Annotated in this window: 14 protein-coding genes; 10 read left to right on the top strand and 4 right to left on the bottom strand. The window is 66.6% G+C overall.

Annotation, left to right across the window (positions count from 1 at the left end):
- Nucleotides 1-35 precede the first annotated feature (35 nt).
- Genes pdxH through purU form a run of 4 tightly spaced genes read left to right on the top strand, consistent with a single transcriptional unit; the run spans nucleotide 36 to nucleotide 3,234 of the window.
- On the top strand, nucleotides 36-665 hold the full coding sequence (pdxH, locus tag API01S_RS07465) for a pyridoxamine 5'-phosphate oxidase (RefSeq protein WP_006217607.1): 630 nt from the start codon (nucleotides 36-38) through the stop codon (nucleotides 663-665).
- A 39-nt stretch (nucleotides 666-704) separates the two neighbouring features.
- Nucleotides 705-1,229: a flavin reductase family protein gene (locus tag API01S_RS07460; RefSeq protein ID WP_050728048.1), complete on the top strand. Its 525-nt coding sequence runs from the start codon at nucleotides 705-707 to the stop codon at nucleotides 1,227-1,229.
- A complete protein-coding gene (locus API01S_RS07455) occupies nucleotides 1,226-2,335 on the top strand; it encodes an NAD(P)/FAD-dependent oxidoreductase (protein WP_006217605.1) in 1,110 nt (369 codons plus the stop codon). Before API01S_RS07460 ends, API01S_RS07455 begins: the two co-directional genes overlap by 4 nt.
- A gap of 44 nt (nucleotides 2,336-2,379) precedes the next feature.
- Complete coding sequence (gene purU, locus API01S_RS07450; protein WP_006217604.1) at nucleotides 2,380-3,234, top strand: formyltetrahydrofolate deformylase; 855 nt, start codon at nucleotides 2,380-2,382, stop codon at nucleotides 3,232-3,234.
- Nucleotides 3,235-3,237: 3 nt separating this feature from the next.
- Here the strand turns inward: purU and API01S_RS07445 are convergent, their stop codons facing one another.
- Nucleotides 3,238-4,155, bottom strand: coding sequence for a LysR family transcriptional regulator (locus API01S_RS07445; RefSeq protein WP_006217603.1), 918 nt, complete (start codon nucleotides 4,153-4,155; stop codon nucleotides 3,238-3,240).
- Nucleotides 4,156-4,268: 113 nt separating this feature from the next.
- On the opposite strand from API01S_RS07445, the gene API01S_RS07440 reads away from it, so the two are divergent.
- The 4 genes from API01S_RS07440 to API01S_RS07425 all read left to right on the top strand — a co-directional run bounded on the left by API01S_RS07440 (nucleotide 4,269) and on the right by API01S_RS07425 (nucleotide 9,650).
- Nucleotides 4,269-5,969, top strand: coding sequence for an acyl-CoA dehydrogenase family protein (locus tag API01S_RS07440; RefSeq protein WP_061304034.1), 1,701 nt, complete (start codon nucleotides 4,269-4,271; stop codon nucleotides 5,967-5,969).
- Between the two features lie 50 nt (nucleotides 5,970-6,019).
- The gene (locus API01S_RS07435; protein WP_006217601.1) at nucleotides 6,020-7,003 is read left to right on the top strand and encodes a Bug family tripartite tricarboxylate transporter substrate binding protein; all 984 of its coding nucleotides are present in this window, start codon (nucleotides 6,020-6,022) and stop codon (nucleotides 7,001-7,003) included.
- A gap of 12 nt (nucleotides 7,004-7,015) precedes the next feature.
- On the top strand, nucleotides 7,016-8,149 hold the full coding sequence (locus API01S_RS07430) for a CaiB/BaiF CoA transferase family protein (RefSeq protein WP_006217600.1): 1,134 nt from the start codon (nucleotides 7,016-7,018) through the stop codon (nucleotides 8,147-8,149).
- A 94-nt stretch (nucleotides 8,150-8,243) separates the two neighbouring features.
- On the top strand, nucleotides 8,244-9,650 hold the full coding sequence (locus API01S_RS07425) for an APC family permease (RefSeq protein WP_050728053.1): 1,407 nt from the start codon (nucleotides 8,244-8,246) through the stop codon (nucleotides 9,648-9,650).
- Between the two features lie 70 nt (nucleotides 9,651-9,720).
- Here the strand turns inward: API01S_RS07425 and ggt are convergent, their stop codons facing one another.
- Nucleotides 9,721-11,478, bottom strand: coding sequence for a gamma-glutamyltransferase (gene ggt / locus API01S_RS07420; RefSeq protein ID WP_061304618.1), 1,758 nt, complete (start codon nucleotides 11,476-11,478; stop codon nucleotides 9,721-9,723).
- Nucleotides 11,479-11,597: 119 nt separating this feature from the next.
- On the opposite strand from ggt, the gene API01S_RS07415 reads away from it, so the two are divergent.
- Nucleotides 11,598-12,500, top strand: coding sequence for a LysR family transcriptional regulator (locus API01S_RS07415; protein WP_061304032.1), 903 nt, complete (start codon nucleotides 11,598-11,600; stop codon nucleotides 12,498-12,500).
- 173 nt (nucleotides 12,501-12,673) lie between these two features.
- Here the strand turns inward: API01S_RS07415 and API01S_RS07410 are convergent, their stop codons facing one another.
- Nucleotides 12,674-13,666 (bottom strand): tripartite tricarboxylate transporter substrate binding protein BugE, encoded by a 993-nt coding sequence (locus API01S_RS07410; RefSeq protein ID WP_006217596.1) that lies wholly within the window; start codon nucleotides 13,664-13,666, stop codon nucleotides 12,674-12,676.
- Nucleotides 13,667-13,911: 245 nt separating this feature from the next.
- Here API01S_RS07410 and API01S_RS07405 point away from each other — a divergent pair, with 245 nt between their 5' ends.
- A complete protein-coding gene (locus API01S_RS07405) occupies nucleotides 13,912-14,811 on the top strand; it encodes an AEC family transporter (protein WP_050728055.1) in 900 nt (299 codons plus the stop codon).
- 60 nt (nucleotides 14,812-14,871) lie between these two features.
- On the opposite strand, the gene fumC is transcribed toward API01S_RS07405, so the two are convergent.
- Complete coding sequence (fumC, locus tag API01S_RS07400) at nucleotides 14,872-16,266, bottom strand: class II fumarate hydratase (RefSeq protein ID WP_061304030.1); 1,395 nt, start codon at nucleotides 16,264-16,266, stop codon at nucleotides 14,872-14,874.
- Between the last annotated feature and the right edge of the window lie 59 nt (nucleotides 16,267-16,325).

Genomic DNA, 16,325 nt, shown 5'->3' with positions numbered 1-16,325 from the left:
AAACTCCCTGTTATCCACCCTGAATCCCACTCCTCATGTCCGTCTCCGATCTGCGTCAAAGCTACGAAAAGAACGTCCTGTTGGAAAACCAGGCCGCCGCCTCGCCGTTCGAGCAATTCACCCGCTGGTTCGATGAAGCCCTGGCCGCCAAGGTGCCCGAACCCAACGCGATGACGCTGGCCACGGTCGACGCCACCGGCCAGCCCAGCGCCCGCATCGTCCTCATCAAGGGCTTTGACGAGCGCGGCTTCACGTTCTTCACCAACTACGAATCCCGCAAGGGCCAGGATCTGGCCGCCGAGCCGCGCGCCAGCCTGCTGTTTTTCTGGCAGCCGCTGGAACGCCAGGTGCGAATCGAAGGCGTGGTCGAAAAGGTCGCCCCCGAAGAGTCGGACGCCTACTATCACAGCCGCCCGGCCGGTTCGCGCATTGGCGCCTGGGCCTCGCCCCAGAGCCAACCCATTACGCGCGACGCGCTGGAAGCCCGTGAAAAGGAATTCCGCGAGCGCTTTGGCGATCAGCCGCCGCGTCCGCCGCACTGGGGTGGTTACCGCCTGAAGCCCACCGCGATCGAATTCTGGCAAGGCAGGCCGTCGCGCCTGCACGACCGGCTGCGCTATGTCGCGGACGGCCCGGCCTGGAAGATCGAACGCCTGTCGCCCTGATGCCGGGCGCCTAGCCGCGCCCGCCCAATTACCGATTGCATGCCCGCCTCCTCCCCTGATTTTGACGCCGCTTTTTTCCGCACCGCGCTGGGCCGCTACGCCACCGGCGTAACGGTCGTGACGGCCGCCGGGCTTGATGGCGCCCCCATCGGCCTGACGGTCAGCTCGTTCAACTCGGTATCCCTGAATCCGCCGCTGATCCTGTGGAGCCTGTCGCGCGCGTCGTCGTCCCTGGCGGCGTTCGAGCAATGCGACCGCTACGTGGTGAACGTGTTGAGCGCCGAACAGATCGCACTGGCGCGCCGTTTCGCCACCGGCAAGACGCCCGACCGCTACGCCGGCCTGACGGTGCATCACGCGCCGGGCGGCACGCCGATGCTGGACGGGCACTGCGCCGCCTGGTTCGAATGCCGCAACCGCAGCCGCTACGAAGAGGGCGACCACATCATCATGGTGGGCGAAGTGGAGCATTGCGGTCACAGCAATGAACCGCCGCTGGTGTTTCACGCTGGCGGCTTTGACCTGACGCCGGCCGGCGCCCGGTCCGAAAGGAAAGCACCATGAGCGTGGACGTCGATTGCGTGGTGATCGGGGCTGGCGTCGTCGGCCTGGCCGTCGCGCGGGCGCTGGCGCAATCGGGCCGAGAAGTGCTGGTGGCCGAGGCCACAGAGGCCATCGGCACCGGCACCAGCTCGCGCAATTCCGAAGTGATCCACGCGGGCATCTACTACCCGGCCGGCAGCCTCAAGGCGCGGCTGTGCGTGCGCGGCAAGCATCTGCTGTACGCCTATTGCGCCGAACGCGGGGTGCCGCACAAACGCCTGGGCAAGCTGATCGTGGCCACCGACCGCGATCAGGCGGCCCAGCTTGAGGGCATCGCGCAACGCGCGCGCGCCAACGGCGTGGACGACCTGCAATTCATTTCGGGCGAAGAGGCCATGCGCCTGGAGCCCGCGCTGCAATGCACGGCCGCGCTGGTGTCGCCGTCCACGGGCATCGTGGACAGCCATGCCCTGATGCTCTCGTTCCAGGGCGACGCCGAAAACGCCGGCGCCCAATGCGTGTTCCACACGCCGCTGGTGTCGGGCCGCGTGCGCCCCGAAGGCGGCTTCGAACTGCAATTCGGCGGCGACGAAGCCATGACGCTGACCTGCAACGTGCTGATCAATTCGGCCGGGCTGCAAGCGCCCGCGCTGGCCCGCCGCATCGACGGCGTGCCGCCCGCCAGCATCCCCACCGACTATCTGTGCAAGGGCAGCTACTTCACGCTGGCCGGCCGCGCGCCGTTCTCGCGCCTGATCTACCCCGTGCCGCAACACGCCGGCCTGGGCGTGCACCTGACGCTGGACCTGGGCGGCCAGGCCAAGTTCGGTCCCGACACCGAATGGATCGGCACCGAGGACTACACCCTGGACCCGGCCCGCGCCGACGTGTTCTACGCCGCCGTGCGCAGCTACTGGCCGGGCCTGCCCGACCACGCGCTGGCGCCGGGCTATACCGGCATCCGGCCCAAGATCTCGGGCCCGCACGAACCCGCCGCCGACTTCGTCATTGCCGGCCCGGCCGTGCACGGCGTGCCGGGCCTGGTAAACCTGTTCGGCATTGAATCTCCCGGGCTGACTTCCAGCCTGGCCCTGGCGGAAGAAACGCTGGCGCGCCTGGCCGCCTGATCCCGCCCCTTCCCCTTATCCTTACCTCGGCCTATTCCCGCACCATGCAGCACAACGACTACATCCTGACCCTGTCCTGCCCCGACCGCACCGGCATCGTCTACCGCGTCAGCGGCCTGTTGTTCGAATTGGGTTGCAACATCCTGGATTCGCAGCAATTCGGCGACGAGGAAACGGGTCAGTTTTTCCTGCGCGTGCACTTCGACCTGCCCGCGGCTGTTGCGCCCGACGATCTGCGCGCGCGGCTCGATACGCTGTCCGCCGATTACGGCATGGACCTGAAGCTGCACGACGCGCGCCGCAAGCAACGCCTGCTGATCATGGTCAGCAAGCAGGGGCATTGCCTGAACGACCTGCTGTTCCGGGTGCATAGCGGGCATTTGCACGCAGAAGTGGCCGCGATCGTGTCGAATCACAACGACTACGCGAGCCTGGCCGCGTCCTACGGCATCCCGTTCCATTACCTGCCCGTCACGGCCGACACCAAGGCCGAACAGGAAAAGCAGGTGCTGCGCATTGCCGAGCAATCCAACACCGACCTGGTGGTGCTGGCCCGCTACATGCAGATCCTGTCGGCGGACATGTGCCGCGCGCTCAATGGCCGCGCCATCAATATCCACCACAGCTTCCTGCCCAGCTTCAAGGGCGCGCGCCCGTATCACCAGGCGCATGCGCGCGGCGTGAAGATCATCGGCGCCACCGCCCACTACGTGACGTCGGACCTGGACGAAGGCCCGATCATCGATCAGGACATCGAGCGCGTGGACCACACCATGACCGCCGCCGACCTGACGCAAGTGGGCAGCGATATCGAATCGCTGGTGCTGTCGCGCGCGGTGCGCAGCCATGTGGAACACCGCATCCTGCTCAATCGCAACAAGACGGTCGTGTTCCGCTGATCTTCAATTGCCCGCCCCGGCGTCATCGACGGACGCGGGCGGGAATTGCTCGGTCACCAGCGCCATCGCGCGGCGCTGCAAGGGCGACTGCCCGCCCGCCTGCCAGATCACCTGGCTGACCGAACGCGCCTTGTGATCGAAAGCGATGAAGCGCGTGCCGGCCAGACCGCTGCGCGACAGGCAGGACGGCACGATCGATACGCCCAGCCCCTGCGACACCAGCGAGGCCACGCTCAACCAGTGGCGCACTTCGTGCCGCACCACCGGCATGAACCCCGCCGCCACGCACATCGACAACACGGTCTCGTAATAGCTGGGGGACGCCGCGCGGGCGAAAAAGACGAAGTCATCGCCCGCCAGATCCGCCAGCCGCAATGACGCGCGCCCGGCCAACGGGTGCGAATCGGGCAGGCAGACCACGAAGGGCTCGGCGATCAGGTCGCGCGCCAGCACCTCCTCTGGCACCGGATTGGCATGGATAAAGCCCAGATCCTGTTCGCCGCGCCGCACCGCCTCGATCTGCTCGTGCGAATTCAGTTCGGTCAGCACGTGTTCAACGTCGGGCAACTGCGCGCGCATCGCGTTCAGCAACACCGGCAACCCGCGATACAGCATCGACCCCACGAAGCCGATGCGCAGCCGGCCGCGCAGACCGGCGTCCACCCGCTGCACCAGCGTGCGCACTTCCTCGGCCTGCCGCAGCAGCGTCAGCGCCTCGCGGTACAGGACGTGGCCGGCGTCGGTCAGTTCCACATGGCGGCTGGTGCGGGCCAAAAGGCGCGCGCCCACGTTGTCTTCCAGTTGGCGAATGGCGTAACTGAGCGGCGGCTGGGAAATGTGCAGACGGGTAGCGGCGCGGCTGAAATGGCGTTCCTCGGCCACCGCGATGAAGTAGCGCAACAGGCGCGGATCCAGATCCATGGTCTCCCCTATCTATATTTTTTATGGATTGTTCTACACCAAAACGGTATTTGTGTAGATTAATCTACCCGCGCAACATCGGCCATCTTCCCGATTTTTCGCAGGATGCCGCCATGGACGCCCCCGCCCGCCTTGCCCCTTCCGCCGCCACCCCCGTTCCGGATTCGCGCGGCCTGAACCTGTTCACCGCCGACCCGTACGCCGCCGCCCTCAGCCAACGCTACCTGCCGACGGCGCTGCACGCGCACCTGTTGCCCCATCTGGAGCGCCTGGGGGAATTGGCAGGCGGCGTGATGGACGAGCTGGCCGCAACGGCCGACAAGCATCCCCCCACCCTGTCCGTGCGCAGCCGTGCCGGCGCCGACGAATCGCGGGTGGACAAGCACCCGGCGTACGTGGAGCTTGAACGGCTGGCCTACAGCGAATTCGGCCTGGCCGCGCTGTCGCATCGGGGCGGCGTGCTGGGCTGGCCCGAGCCCATGCCGGCCGCCGCCAAATACGCCTTGAGCCACCTATTCGTGCAAGCGGAGTTCGGCCTTTGCTGCCCGGTCAGCATGACCGATTCCCTGGCCCGGACGCTGCGCAAATTCGGCGATCCGGCTCTGGTCGAACGCGTGCTGCCGCAAGTCACGAGCCAGGATTTCGACGCGCTGCGCCAGGGCGCGATGTTCATGACGGAACAGGGCGCGGGCTCGGACGTCAGCGCCACCGAAGTCACGGCCACCGCCCAGCCGGATGGCACCTGGCGCATCCACGGCGACAAATGGTTCTGCTCGAACCCCGACGCGGGCTTTGCCATGGTGCTGGCACGCAGCGAAACGCAGCCCGGCCTGAAAGGGGTGTCGCTGTTCCTGCTGCCACGCGACCTGGAAGACGGCAGCCACAACCACTACCGCATCCTGCGCCTGAAGGACAAGCTGGGCACGCGCTCGATGGCCAGCGGCGAAATCCGGCTGGAAGGCGCGGTCGCGTGGCTGGTGGGCGAGCGCGGCCGGGGCTTTAAGCACATGGCCGACATGATCAACAATTCGCGCCTGTCCAACGGCATGCGGGCGGCCGGTCTGATGCGCCGCGCGGTGACCGAGGCGGTCTTCGTATCGCAGCATCGCCGCGCCTTTGGCAAGCGCCTGATCGACATGCCGCTGATGCAGCGCCAGCTGGTGAAGATGACGGTGTGGGCCGAGCAGGCGCGCACCCTCATGTTCCAGACGGCGCGTGCTCTGGCCGACGCCGACCAGGGCGTGGCCGACCCGGCGCTGGCGCGCATCCTGACCCCGCTGATCAAGTTCCGCGCCTGCCGCGACGCGCGCAAGGTGACGGGCGATGCGATGGAAGTGCGCGGCGGCTGCGGCTACATCGAAGAGTGGACCGAACCGCGCCTGGTGCGCGATGCGCATCTGGGCTCCATCTGGGAAGGCACCAGCAACATCGTCGCGCTGGACGTCCTGCGCGCCATCAAGAAGGAAAATTCGCTGCCCGCATTGCGCGCCCACATCGACCGCCTGCTGGCCGACGGAGTCCCCTGCCCGCCCGCGCTGGCCGCCTTGCAGGCCGAGGCGCTGGACAAGAGTTTCGCGCTGGCCGAGCACGCCGCCATGGGCGACCACGCCGAACTGGCGCGCCAGGCGGCATCGCTGCTGTACCACGCCGTGTCCATGGCCGCGCTGCGCTGGGAAGCCGCCAGCGCCGGCCTGGAAACGCGCGCGCAACTGGCCGACCAGGTCTTGCTGCATCGCCTGGCCGCGCGTGACCCCTACGCCATTCCCCCCAACGAAAGCGCGGCCTGCCAGGCCATCCTGCAATACGCGCTGTAATCCGACGCCGGCGGCACAGCCGGCGCGCCCCCTTCACAGGAGACACCACCATGAAACGCCTATTCGCCCCCTTGCTGCTGGCCGTAGCCACCGCCGTGGCCCCGTCCAGCGCGGCGCTGGCGGCCGACGCCTATCCCAGCGCCCGCCCCATCACGCTGATCGTGCCGTTCCCGCCTGGCGGCCCCACCGACGCCATGGCGCGCCGTCTGGCCGAGAAGTTGCGCGAACCGCTCAAGCAGAACGTCATCGTCGAAAACCGCAGCGGTGCGGGCGGCAACATCGGCTCGGAATATGTGGCCTCGGCCAAGCCCGATGGCTACACGATCCTGTTCGGCACGTCGGGGCCGCTGGCCATCAACGTCAGCCTGTATAAAAAGCAGGGCTACAACCCCGAGACCAGCTTCGCGCCGATCATCCGCCTGGGCCATCTGCCCAACATCCTGGTCGTGAATCCGTCCGTGCCCGCTAACAACGCGCAGGAGCTCATCGCCTACGCCAAGCAGAATCCGGACAAACTCAGCTACGCCTCGTCGGGCAACGGCGCGTCCTCGCATCTGGCCGGCATCCTGTTCAACCAGATGGCCGGCACCAAGATCATGCACATCCCGTACAAAGGCACGGGACCGGCGCTGAACGATCTGCTGGGCGGCCAGGTCTCGATGTCGTTCACCGACATCCTGACAGCGCTGCCCTACATCAAGGCCGGCAAGCTGCGCGCCATCGGCCTGGCCAGCGCGCAGCGCTCCGACGCGCTGCCGGACCTGCCCACCCTGTCCGAGCAAGGGCTCAAGGGCTATGACGTCAGCGTCTTCTTCGGCATCGTTGCACCCAAGGGCACGCCGGCCGACGTGGTCGACACGCTGAACAGCGCGTTCAAGACCGCGCTGTCGGACCCCGCGATCGAACAGACTCTGCGTTCGCAAGGCATCGTCGCGGCAAAGGACCAGACGCCGCAAGGGCTGGCCACCTTCATCACCTCCGAAGTCCCCAAGTGGCGCGAGCTCATCAAGAGCGCCAACGTTTCCATCGACTGAAGCAGGCATTCCATGGCCCCTACCCTACCGAACGCCGGCGCGCTTGCCGGTTGCAAAGTGATCGACCTGTCGCGCGTGCTGGGCGGTCCGTACTGCACGCAGATCCTGGCCGATCATGGCGCCGACGTACTGAAGATCGAACCGCCCGGCGGCGATGAAACGCGCGGCTGGGGGCCGCCCTTCCTGGGCGATACGGCGTCCTACTTCATCGGCGTGAACCGCAACAAGGAAGGCATGACGCTGGACCTGTCGCAGCCAGCGGGCCAGGAACTGCTGCGTCATCTGTTGGCGGACGCCGACGTGCTGGTCGAGAACTTCAAGCCCGGCACGCTGGAGAAGTGGGGCCTGGGCTTCGAGTCCTTGAGCCAGCAGTTTCCCCGCCTGGTGCATTGCCGCGTCAGCGGCTTCGGCGCCGACGGCCCCTTGGGCGGGCTGCCCGGCTATGACGCCTGCGCGCAGGCGATGTGCGGCCTGATGAGCGTGAACGGTGAAGCCAGCGGCGAGGCCACGCGCGTGGGCCTGCCGGTGGTGGACATGGTGACCGGCTTGAACGCGGCGGTGGCGATCCTGCTGGCGCTCAACGAACGCCATCGCAGCGGCCTGGGCCAGTTCCTGGACATCACACTGTACGACTGCGCCTTGTCGCTGCTGCACCCGCACGCCGCCAACTACTTCTACAGCGGCAACGTGCCCAAGCGCAGCGGCAACGCGCATCCGAACATCGCGCCCTACGAAACGCTGCCCACCGCCAGCGGCCCGATCTTCCTGGCCGTGGGCAACAACCGCCAATTCGCGTTGATGGCGCAGGTGCTGGAAGCGCCCGGGCTGGCCGCCGATGCGCGCTACGCCACCAACGCCGACCGTTTGCAAAACCGGCAGGCGCTGCGCGATGAACTGTCTGTCTTGCTGGCCGATCAGAACGCCGCGCAACTGGCTGACCGCCTGCTGCGCGCCGGCGTGCCGGCCGCTGCGGTGCAGACGGTCGACGAGGCCCTTGCGCATCCGCACACGCGCCATCGCGGCATGGTGATGGAACACGGCGACTACAAGGGAGTGGGCTCGCCGATCAAACTGTCGCGCACGCCAGCCACGTTGCGCAAGCTGCCGCCCGCGCTTGCGCCGCTGCCAACGAATCCCAACAACTAAGACATTTCGTTGCACCGCTGTAGCATCGGCTGCTACTTCCTCCCCTTAGACTTTTCGGGTCGCCTTGCCGCGAGTCCAAGAGGAGAAAAAGAAGATGGCTACGAATGATGTGAAGGCCCCAACCGCCCAAGAAAACGCGCCGCTCAAGCGCGTGATGGGCCCCAAGCTGCTGTTGCTGTTCATTGTTGGCGACATCCTGGGTACGGGCGTATATGCGTTGACGGGCCAGGTGGCCGCCGAAGTTGGCGGCGCCGCCTGGCTACCGTTTCTGGTGGCCTTCGCGGTGGCCTTGCTGACCGCGCTGTCCTACCTGGAACTGGTCACCAAGTACCCCAAGGCCGCGGGCGCCGCGCTCTACGTGCATAAAGCCTTCGGCGTGCACTTCCTGACGTTCATCGTCTGCTTCACCGTCATGTGTTCGGGCCTGACATCGGCCGCCACGGCGTCGCAGGCCTTCGCCGCCAACCTGTTCGCGGCGTTCGGCATCCAGGCCGAAAAGTCGTGGATCACCTTTGGCGCGCTGGGCTTCATGCTGCTGGTGATGCTGGTGAACCTGCGCGGCGCGGCCGAAAGCGTGAAGGCCAACGTGGTCCTCACGCTGATCGAACTCACGGGCCTGCTGATGGTGATCCTGCTGGGCTTTTACGCCATCGCAGGCGGACAGGCGGACTTCTCGCGCGTGATCGCGTTCGACACGCCCGAGGACAAAAGCGTATTCCTGGCGGTGACCTCGGCCACCGCGCTGGCCTTCTTCGCGATGGTCGGCTTCGAGGACTCGGTCAACATGGCCGAAGAGACGCACGAGCCCAGCCGCATCTTCCCCAAGGTGATGTTGACGGGGCTGGGCATCACCGCCGTCATCTACGTGCTGGTGTCGATCTGCGCGGTGGCGCTGGTGCCGGTGGGCGAACTGGCCAAGAGCTCGACGCCGCTGGTGCTGGTGGTCAAGCGCGCCGCGCCCGGCCTGCCGGTGGAATACATCATGCCCATCATCTCGATGTTCGCGGTCGCGAACTCGGCGCTGATCAACATGATGATGGCCAGCCGCCTCTTGTACGGCATGTCGCGCCAGGGCGTGCTGCCTGCCTTCCTGGCGCACGTGCATCGCAAGAACCAGACGCCGTGGACGGCCATCCTGTTCACCACCGTGCTGGCCTTCGGCCTGATCATCCTGGTGGCGCTGGCCGACTCCGAAGCGATCCGCGCGCTGGGCGGCACGACGGCGCTGCTGCTGCTGGGCGTCTTCGCCTTCGTCAATATCGCCGTGCTGGTCCTGCGCCGCGACAAGGTCAAGCACGAACACTTCACCATCAATCGCTTCGTGCCGTGGCTGGGCGCGGCAGTCTGCCTGTTCATGGTCACGCCGCTGACGGGCCGCGACGTCATCCAGTATCAAGTGGCCGGCTGGCTGCTGCTCTTGGGCGTGGTGATGTGGGGCGTGACCTATCTGGCGCATCGCAAGGAAGCGCGCATGGAGCTGGATCCGTCCACGCTGGATTGAAGGGGCGGACAGCGCAAGGGCGCTCATGCAGAGCGCCCTTGCGAATTTTCCCTTCGGGAGCGCGTTGCGATCAGCCCCCCTTGGCCAGCCCTTCACGGCGCGGGTCCGCGCCGCCTTGCAAACCGTTGGCGTCGATCACGATGCCGTGGATGCCGCTGGGAAATTCGGTGATGCGCACCGGGTGCCCCATCGCTTCCAGGGCGGGCACCAGCGCTTCCAGCGCGGTGCCTTTTTCCAATTCGGTTTCCTTGTTGCGGCTGCCCATGTTGGGCAGCGCGATGGCGGCCTGCATGTCCAGGCCCCAATCGATCACGCCGACGATCGTCTTGGCCACGTAGTTGATGATGGCGCTGCCGCCTGGCGAACCCACCAGCATCACGGGCTTGCCGTCGCGCAGCACGATCATCGGCGCCATCGAACTGCGCGGACGCTTGCCGGCCTCGACGCGGTTGGCGACGAGCCGGCCTTCGGGGTCCTTGAACGACGAGGAAAAATCCGTCATTTCGTTGTTCAGCAGAAAACCGCGCACGAAGATCTTGCTGCCGAACTCGCTCTCGATGGTGGTCGTCATGGACAGCGCGTTGCCCTTGGCGTCCACGGCCACCAGATGGCTGGTGGACGGCACTTCCAGCGCGTTGTCGCGGCCCAGCGTCAGCAGCTTGCCTTCGGGGTCGCCGGGCAGCGCGACCTTCATGCTGCGGTCGGGCTGGATGAGCGCGCCGCGCGCGCGCAGGTAGGCCGGGTCCAGCAAGGCGCGCACCGGCACGCTGACGAAGTCGGGGTCGGCCACGTAGAAGTCGCGGTCGGCGAAGGCCAGCCGCCCCGCTTCGGAAAAATAATGCACGGCCTGCACGGAGCCAGGCGCGTAGGTTGCCATCGGATACTGTTCAAGCTCGCCCAGCATCTGCAACACCGCGATGCCGCCGCTGCTGGGCGGGGCCATGCCGCACAGTTGATAGCCGCGATAGTTGCCGCACACCGGGTCGCGCGTCTTGGCGCGGTAGTTGGCCAGGTCGGCCAGCGTCAGGTCGCCGGGCTTGGGGTGGCCGTGCACGGCGGCCACGATGTCGCGCGCGATGTCGCCTTGGTAGAACGCATCGGCGCCTTGCTCGGCGACCGCTCGCAAGGTGCGCGCGAATTCGGGATTCTTCAACACATGGCCCACCGGCCAGGGCGTGCCGTCGGGCGCGTAAAAGTACGCGGCGGCGGCGGCCTGCGCGGGCAAAGCCTTGTTGCCCGCCAGCAGCGTATGCAGGCGCGGCGACACGGCAAAGCCCTGCTCGGCCAGGTCGATCGCGGGTTGGAAGAGATCGGCCCACGGCAGCACGCCCGCTTCCTTGTGCGCCAGTTCCAGGCCGCGCAGCAAGCCCGGCACGCCCACCGACATGCCGTTGTTGACGGACTGTGCAAAGGGCAGCGGCTTGCCGTCGGCGTCCAGGAAGCGATCGGGGCGGGCGGCCGCTGGCGCGGTTTCGCGGCTGTCGACGGTCTGGATCTTGCCGGTCTTGGCCGAGTACAGCACCATGAAGGCGCCGCCACCGATGCCCGAGGATTGCGGCTCGACCAGGTTCAGCACCAGTTGCGTTGCGATGGCGGCGTCCACCACCGACCCGCCTTTGCGCAGCATGGCGTCGCCGGCCTGCGTGGCCAAGGGGTTGGCGGACACCATCATGTAGTGCTGCGCGCGGACCAGCTCGCGCGCCTGGGCGCCGCTGGCGGCTTCGGGGTTGCGGTCTTCGGTGGCCAGCGGGGTCCGCGCCCAGGCGGCCGGAACGGCGGCCATCGAGGCGGCAATCAGGATGGCGGCAACGTGGCGGCAAGCGCGCATGGTCAGCTCCAGGGTGGCGCCGGGGATCCGGCAGGCGTCCATGATGATCTGCCAGGGCGTCGGCCCCCGTCAACCGCTTAGAATCGCGGTTTCGGCCCTTGCCCCCTACCCATCCTGACATGCGCCTGCGCCATATCGAAATTTTCGAAGCGATCCGCCGCACCGGCTCGCTGACCGAGGCGGCCGCCGCGCTGCACATCTCGCAGCCGGCCGCCAGCAAGTTGCTGGCGCACGCCGAGGCCCAGCTGGGTTTCAAGCTGTTCGATCGCGTGAAGGGCCGGCTGGTCGCCACGCGCGAAGCCGAGATCCTGACGCCCGAGGTCGCGCGGCTGAACCAGGATCTAAACAGCGTGCGACGGTTAGTGGCGAACCTGCGCGACCGGCCGCACGGACACCTGCGGCTGGGCTGCGCGCCGGCGCTGGGCCTGGGGCTGCTGCCCGGCGTCGTGCGCGACAGCCGCGACGCGCAGCCCGGCATCACCTTCGACATCCACACGCATCACAGCGCAGAGCTTGTGCAGGGGCTGCTGGCGCGCGAGCTGGACCTGGCGATCACCTTCGACACCAATGACTATCCGGGCCTGACACGCATGGGCCTGGGCCACACCGAGCTGGTGCATCTGAGCCGCCGCACCGACGTCGGCCCGATGCGCCTGTCCGAGCTGGCCGACCCGGCGGGCGAAACCTTGATCGTGCTGGATGCCGGCGATGCGTCGGGCGCGTTGCTGCAAATGGCGCTGGACGCACAGGGCCTGGCGCCGCAGGTGTCGATTCAGGTGCAGACGCATTACGTGGCCTGCGCGCTGGTGGATGCGGGATGCGGCGACGCCATCGTCGATGCGATCACCGCGCAGGCGATGCTGCGTCCGGGCATGAACCTGCGCCGCCTGGAACCGGCGCTGCGCGTGCCGATCAGCATCATGGTGCGCAACCAGGATCCGCTGTCCGCCTTGCACCACGACCTGATCGAACGCCTGCGCGCGGCCTGCGCCGCACGCATGGCGAAGTTGGACACGCCGTGAACGGGATGAGTGACAAGCGCTGCGGTGTGGCGGATCGTTGATGGATGCGTGGGCGCCGCGCCCTTAATGCACGACCACGGCGCGCGATCTCACAAAAAAAACGGGCGCCCCATCAGGAGCGCCCGCCTTGTTTCAGCATCGGGAGCCGGCCTTGCGGCCAGCGCCCTGCTGCATCAATCCAGCTTGATGTTCTGCTTCTTCACCACGTCTTGAGCCCAGTCGAACTGCTCTTTGATTTCCTTGGCGAATTCTTCCGGCGTGTTGCCCGACGGCGCAGAGCCCTGGTCGTCCAGCGCCTTGATGACCTTGGGATCCTTCAGGGCCACGACAGCGGCGTCACGCAGCTTGTTCACGACTTCCATCGGCGTGCCCTTGGGCGCCAGCAGGCCGTACCAGACCGGCTGGTTCAGCACCGGAAAACCGGCGTCCTTGAAGGTCGGCACGCCCTTGACGGCGGGAATCTGCTCGGGCCACGCGATAGCCATGGCGTTCAGCTTGCCCGCCTGGATCTGCGGCATCGAGGACGGCAGGTTGTCGAACAGGATTTCGATCTGGCCGCCGACGGCATCGGCCACGGCCGGGCCCGAACCCTTGTACGGCACGTGCACGATGTCGGTGCCCGTGGCCATCTTGAAGGACTCGCCCATCAAGTGCAGCACGCCGCAGGTGCCCGAGCTGCCATACGAATACTTGCCGGGATTCTTCTTCAGTTCTTCGATGAAGCCCTTGAAGTCCTTGGCGGGGAACTTCGGATTCACAGCAACCACGTTCGCGGTGTTGGCGAAGTTGGTGACCGGCTGGAAATCCTTGATCGGGTCGTACGGCAGGTCCTTCGGACGGCAGGCCGGGTTGACGGCCATGGTCGAGACCGTGGCGATCGACAGCGTGTAGCCATCGGCGTCGGCGCGCGCGGCTTCGGAGGCACCGATGGCGCCACCCGCGCCACCCTTGTTTTCCACGACCATGGGCTGGCCCAGTTCCTGGCTCATGCGCTGCGTCACGAGGCGCGCGATGATGTCGGTGGAACCGCCGGGCGCGAACGGAACGATCACGCGGATGGGCTTGCTGGGGTACTTGTCGGCAGCATGTGCAACGGTGACGCCAAGCGTGCCGGCGGCGCCAGTAGCCAAAGCGATAGCCACGGCCAGGGAGCGAACTTTATTCATAGGTGTGTTTCCTCCAAGAGTGCGAGCCCGTATGTAAACGGACCGTTTTGAGATGGTCTCCGCCTGTGGGCGGGCCAGCAGATAACGGTGGGAGCGCATTGCGTCTGTGCAGCGTGTGTGGCGCTGCTTTTATAAGGTGCTTGTGGCAGACGCGCCCGCCAGAATGACGGAGAATAGCAGCAAATGCTTACACCCGCATAGTGCGCCGATCCCCGGCCAACGCGCTGTAAAAACACCATCGCCTCATGTCAGTTGCCTTGCTGGTTTTCCCTGATTTCATGCTGGTTGCGCTCGGATGGGCGCTGCGTCACAAGCTCGGATTTTCGCGGGAATTCTTCGCGGGCACCGAACGCCTGGTCTACTTCGTGCTGTTCCCCGCATTGCTGTTCCAGTCGATCCTGCGCACGCCGATCACGGCCGGCAACGCGGTCATGTTGCTGCAAGCCACGGCGGCGGTCGTCGTGGCGGGCGTGGCGATGGCCTGGCTGGCCGGCTGGGTGTTGCGGCCGTCGTCAATCGGGCTGGCGTCGTCGGCGCAATGCGGCTATCGCTTCAACACCTACATCGGCCTGGCGCTGTCGGCCAGCCTGGCGGGCTCGCAGGGGCAGACGGTGATGGCGCTGATCATCGGCTTTGCGGTGCCGATGGCCAACGTGGCCGCCGTCTACGGCCTGGCGCGTCACAACGGCGGCAATCTGCTGCGCGAGCTGGCGCGCAACCCGCTGGTCGTCTCGACGCTGCTGGGGCTGGCTTGCAACCTTGCCGGGCTGCACCTGCCCGGCCCCGTCGACACCGTCTTTGCGCGCCTGGGCGCAGCCGCGCTGGCGCTGGGCATTCTCTGCGTGGGCGCCAGCCTGGCGTGGGAAGGCGGCAAGGGCTACGGCACGTTGATCGCGTGGATGCTGGCGGTGAAACTTGTCGCCCTGCCCGCCGTGGCGGTGGGCGTGGCGCTGCTGCTTGGCCTGCCGCCGCTGGAAGCGCGCATGCTGCTGCTGTTCGCGGCCTTGCCGACGGCCTCCGCCGCTTATGTGCTGGCCATGCGCATGGGCGGCGATGGCCGCATGGTGGCCGTGCTGATTTCGCTGGGCACGCTGTTCTCGGCCGTCACGATTCCGATGTGGCTGCTGCTGGCCGGCCCGGCCTGATCCTGAAAAAAAGGCTGCCCTGAATCGGGCAGCCTTCGCATGCATCGCGGTGTATAGACCTTAGGCCTTGTGCGCGTTGGTCATCGACGCCGGCACCACCCATTCAGCAAATTGCGCTTCGGTCACGTAGCCCAGCGCCAGCGCCGATTCCTTCAGCGACAGCCCTTCCTTGTGCGCCTTCTTGGCAATCTGCGCGGCCTTGTCGTAGCCGATGTGCGGATTCAACGCCGTCACCAGCATCAGGGAACGATCGACCAGCTCGGCAATGCGTTCGTGATTCGGCTCGATGCCGGCCGCGCAATGCGCGTTGAAGCTGGCCATGCCGTCCGTCAACAGGCGCACGGATTGCAGGAAGTTGTGGATCACCAGCGGCTTGAACACGTTCAGTTCGAAGTTGCCGCTGGCGCCGCCGATGTTGATGGCGACGTCATTGCCCAGCACCTGCGCGGCCAGCATCGTGATGGCTTCGCACTGCGTCGGGTTGACCTTGCCCGGCATGATCGAGCTGCCCGGTTCGTTTTCGGGAATGCTGATTTCGCCCAGTCCCGAACGCGGGCCGCTGGACAGCCAGCGCACGTCGTTGGCGATCTTCATCAGGCCGGCGGCCAGCGACTTCAACGCGCCGTGCGCGAACAGCAGCGCTTCGTGCGAGGCCAGCGCCTGGAATTTGTTGGGAGCCGACACGAACGCCGTGCCCGTGGCATGCGCCAGGTCGGCAGACACCTTGGCGCTGAATTGCGGATGCGCGTTCAGGCCCGTGCCCACCGCCGTACCGCCGATGGCCAGCTGATGCAGGCCGGGCAGCGTGGCGCGGATCTGTTGTTCGGCCAGGTCCAACTGCGCCACGTAGCCCGACAATTCCTGGCCCAGCGTCAGCGGCGTCGCATCCTGAAGGTGCGTGCGGCCGATCTTGACGATGTCGTAGAAGGCGGCGCTTTTCTCGGCCAAGGTGGCGCGCAGTTGTTTCAGCGAAGGCAGCAGATGATGTTCGACTTCAACGGCGGCGGCCACGTGCATGGCGGTCGGGAAAGTGTCGTTGGACGACTGGCCGCGATTGACGTGATCGTTCGGGTGCACCTTGCGCTCTTCGCCGCGCACGCCGCCCAGCAGCTCGGAGGCGCGGTTGGCCAGCACCTCGTTCATGTTCATGTTGCTTTGCGTGCCCGATCCCGTCTGCCAGACGGACAGCGGAAATTCATTGGGCCACTTGCCGGCGATGACTTCGTCGGCGGCGCGGATGATGCCGTCGGCGATCTTGGGGTCCAGCTCGCCCAGTTCGGCGTTGACCTTGGCGGCCGCGCGCTTTAAGCGCGCCATGGCGTTGACCAGCGGCACGGGCATCTTCTCGGTGGAAATCGCGAAAAAATGCAGCGACCGTTGCGTTTGGGCGCCCCAGAGGTGATCCTCGGGGACCTCGATGGGCCCAAACGTGTCTTTTTCGATGCGGGTCTTCATGGCGCGTACAACTCCGTGGCGGCTGACAGTCGCAAGTGGCGGCGTCCGCCGGAAGCGAC

Origin of the sequence: Achromobacter piechaudii NBRC 102461 (assembly GCF_001571245.1) — a bacterium.
Lineage (GTDB): Bacteria > Pseudomonadota > Gammaproteobacteria > Burkholderiales > Burkholderiaceae_B > Achromobacter > Achromobacter piechaudii.
This window is presented reverse-complemented; position numbering and strand designations above follow the sequence as displayed.

Bases quoted from the DNA above. Each gene is read 5' to 3' on its own strand.
- fumC (WP_061304030.1), bottom strand. From the start codon at position 16,266: ATGAAGACCCGCATCGAAAAAGACACGTTTGGGCCCATCGAGGTCCCC.
- API01S_RS07440 (WP_061304034.1), top strand. From the start codon at position 4,269: ATGGACGCCCCCGCCCGCCTTGCCCCTTCCGCCGCCACCCCCGTTCCG.
- pdxH (WP_006217607.1), top strand. From the start codon at position 36: ATGTCCGTCTCCGATCTGCGTCAAAGCTACGAAAAGAACGTCCTGTTG.
- API01S_RS07425 (WP_050728053.1), top strand. From the start codon at position 8,244: ATGGCTACGAATGATGTGAAGGCCCCAACCGCCCAAGAAAACGCGCCG.
- API01S_RS07455 (WP_006217605.1), top strand. From the start codon at position 1,226: ATGAGCGTGGACGTCGATTGCGTGGTGATCGGGGCTGGCGTCGTCGGC.
- API01S_RS07405 (WP_050728055.1), top strand. From the start codon at position 13,912: ATGTCAGTTGCCTTGCTGGTTTTCCCTGATTTCATGCTGGTTGCGCTC.
- API01S_RS07410 (WP_006217596.1), bottom strand. From the start codon at position 13,666: ATGAATAAAGTTCGCTCCCTGGCCGTGGCTATCGCTTTGGCTACTGGC.
- API01S_RS07435 (WP_006217601.1), top strand. From the start codon at position 6,020: ATGAAACGCCTATTCGCCCCCTTGCTGCTGGCCGTAGCCACCGCCGTG.
- API01S_RS07445 (WP_006217603.1), bottom strand. From the start codon at position 4,155: ATGGATCTGGATCCGCGCCTGTTGCGCTACTTCATCGCGGTGGCCGAG.
- API01S_RS07430 (WP_006217600.1), top strand. From the start codon at position 7,016: ATGGCCCCTACCCTACCGAACGCCGGCGCGCTTGCCGGTTGCAAAGTG.
- purU (WP_006217604.1), top strand. From the start codon at position 2,380: ATGCAGCACAACGACTACATCCTGACCCTGTCCTGCCCCGACCGCACC.
- API01S_RS07460 (WP_050728048.1), top strand. From the start codon at position 705: ATGCCCGCCTCCTCCCCTGATTTTGACGCCGCTTTTTTCCGCACCGCG.
- ggt (WP_061304618.1), bottom strand. From the start codon at position 11,478: ATGCGCGCTTGCCGCCACGTTGCCGCCATCCTGATTGCCGCCTCGATG.
- API01S_RS07415 (WP_061304032.1), top strand. From the start codon at position 11,598: ATGCGCCTGCGCCATATCGAAATTTTCGAAGCGATCCGCCGCACCGGC.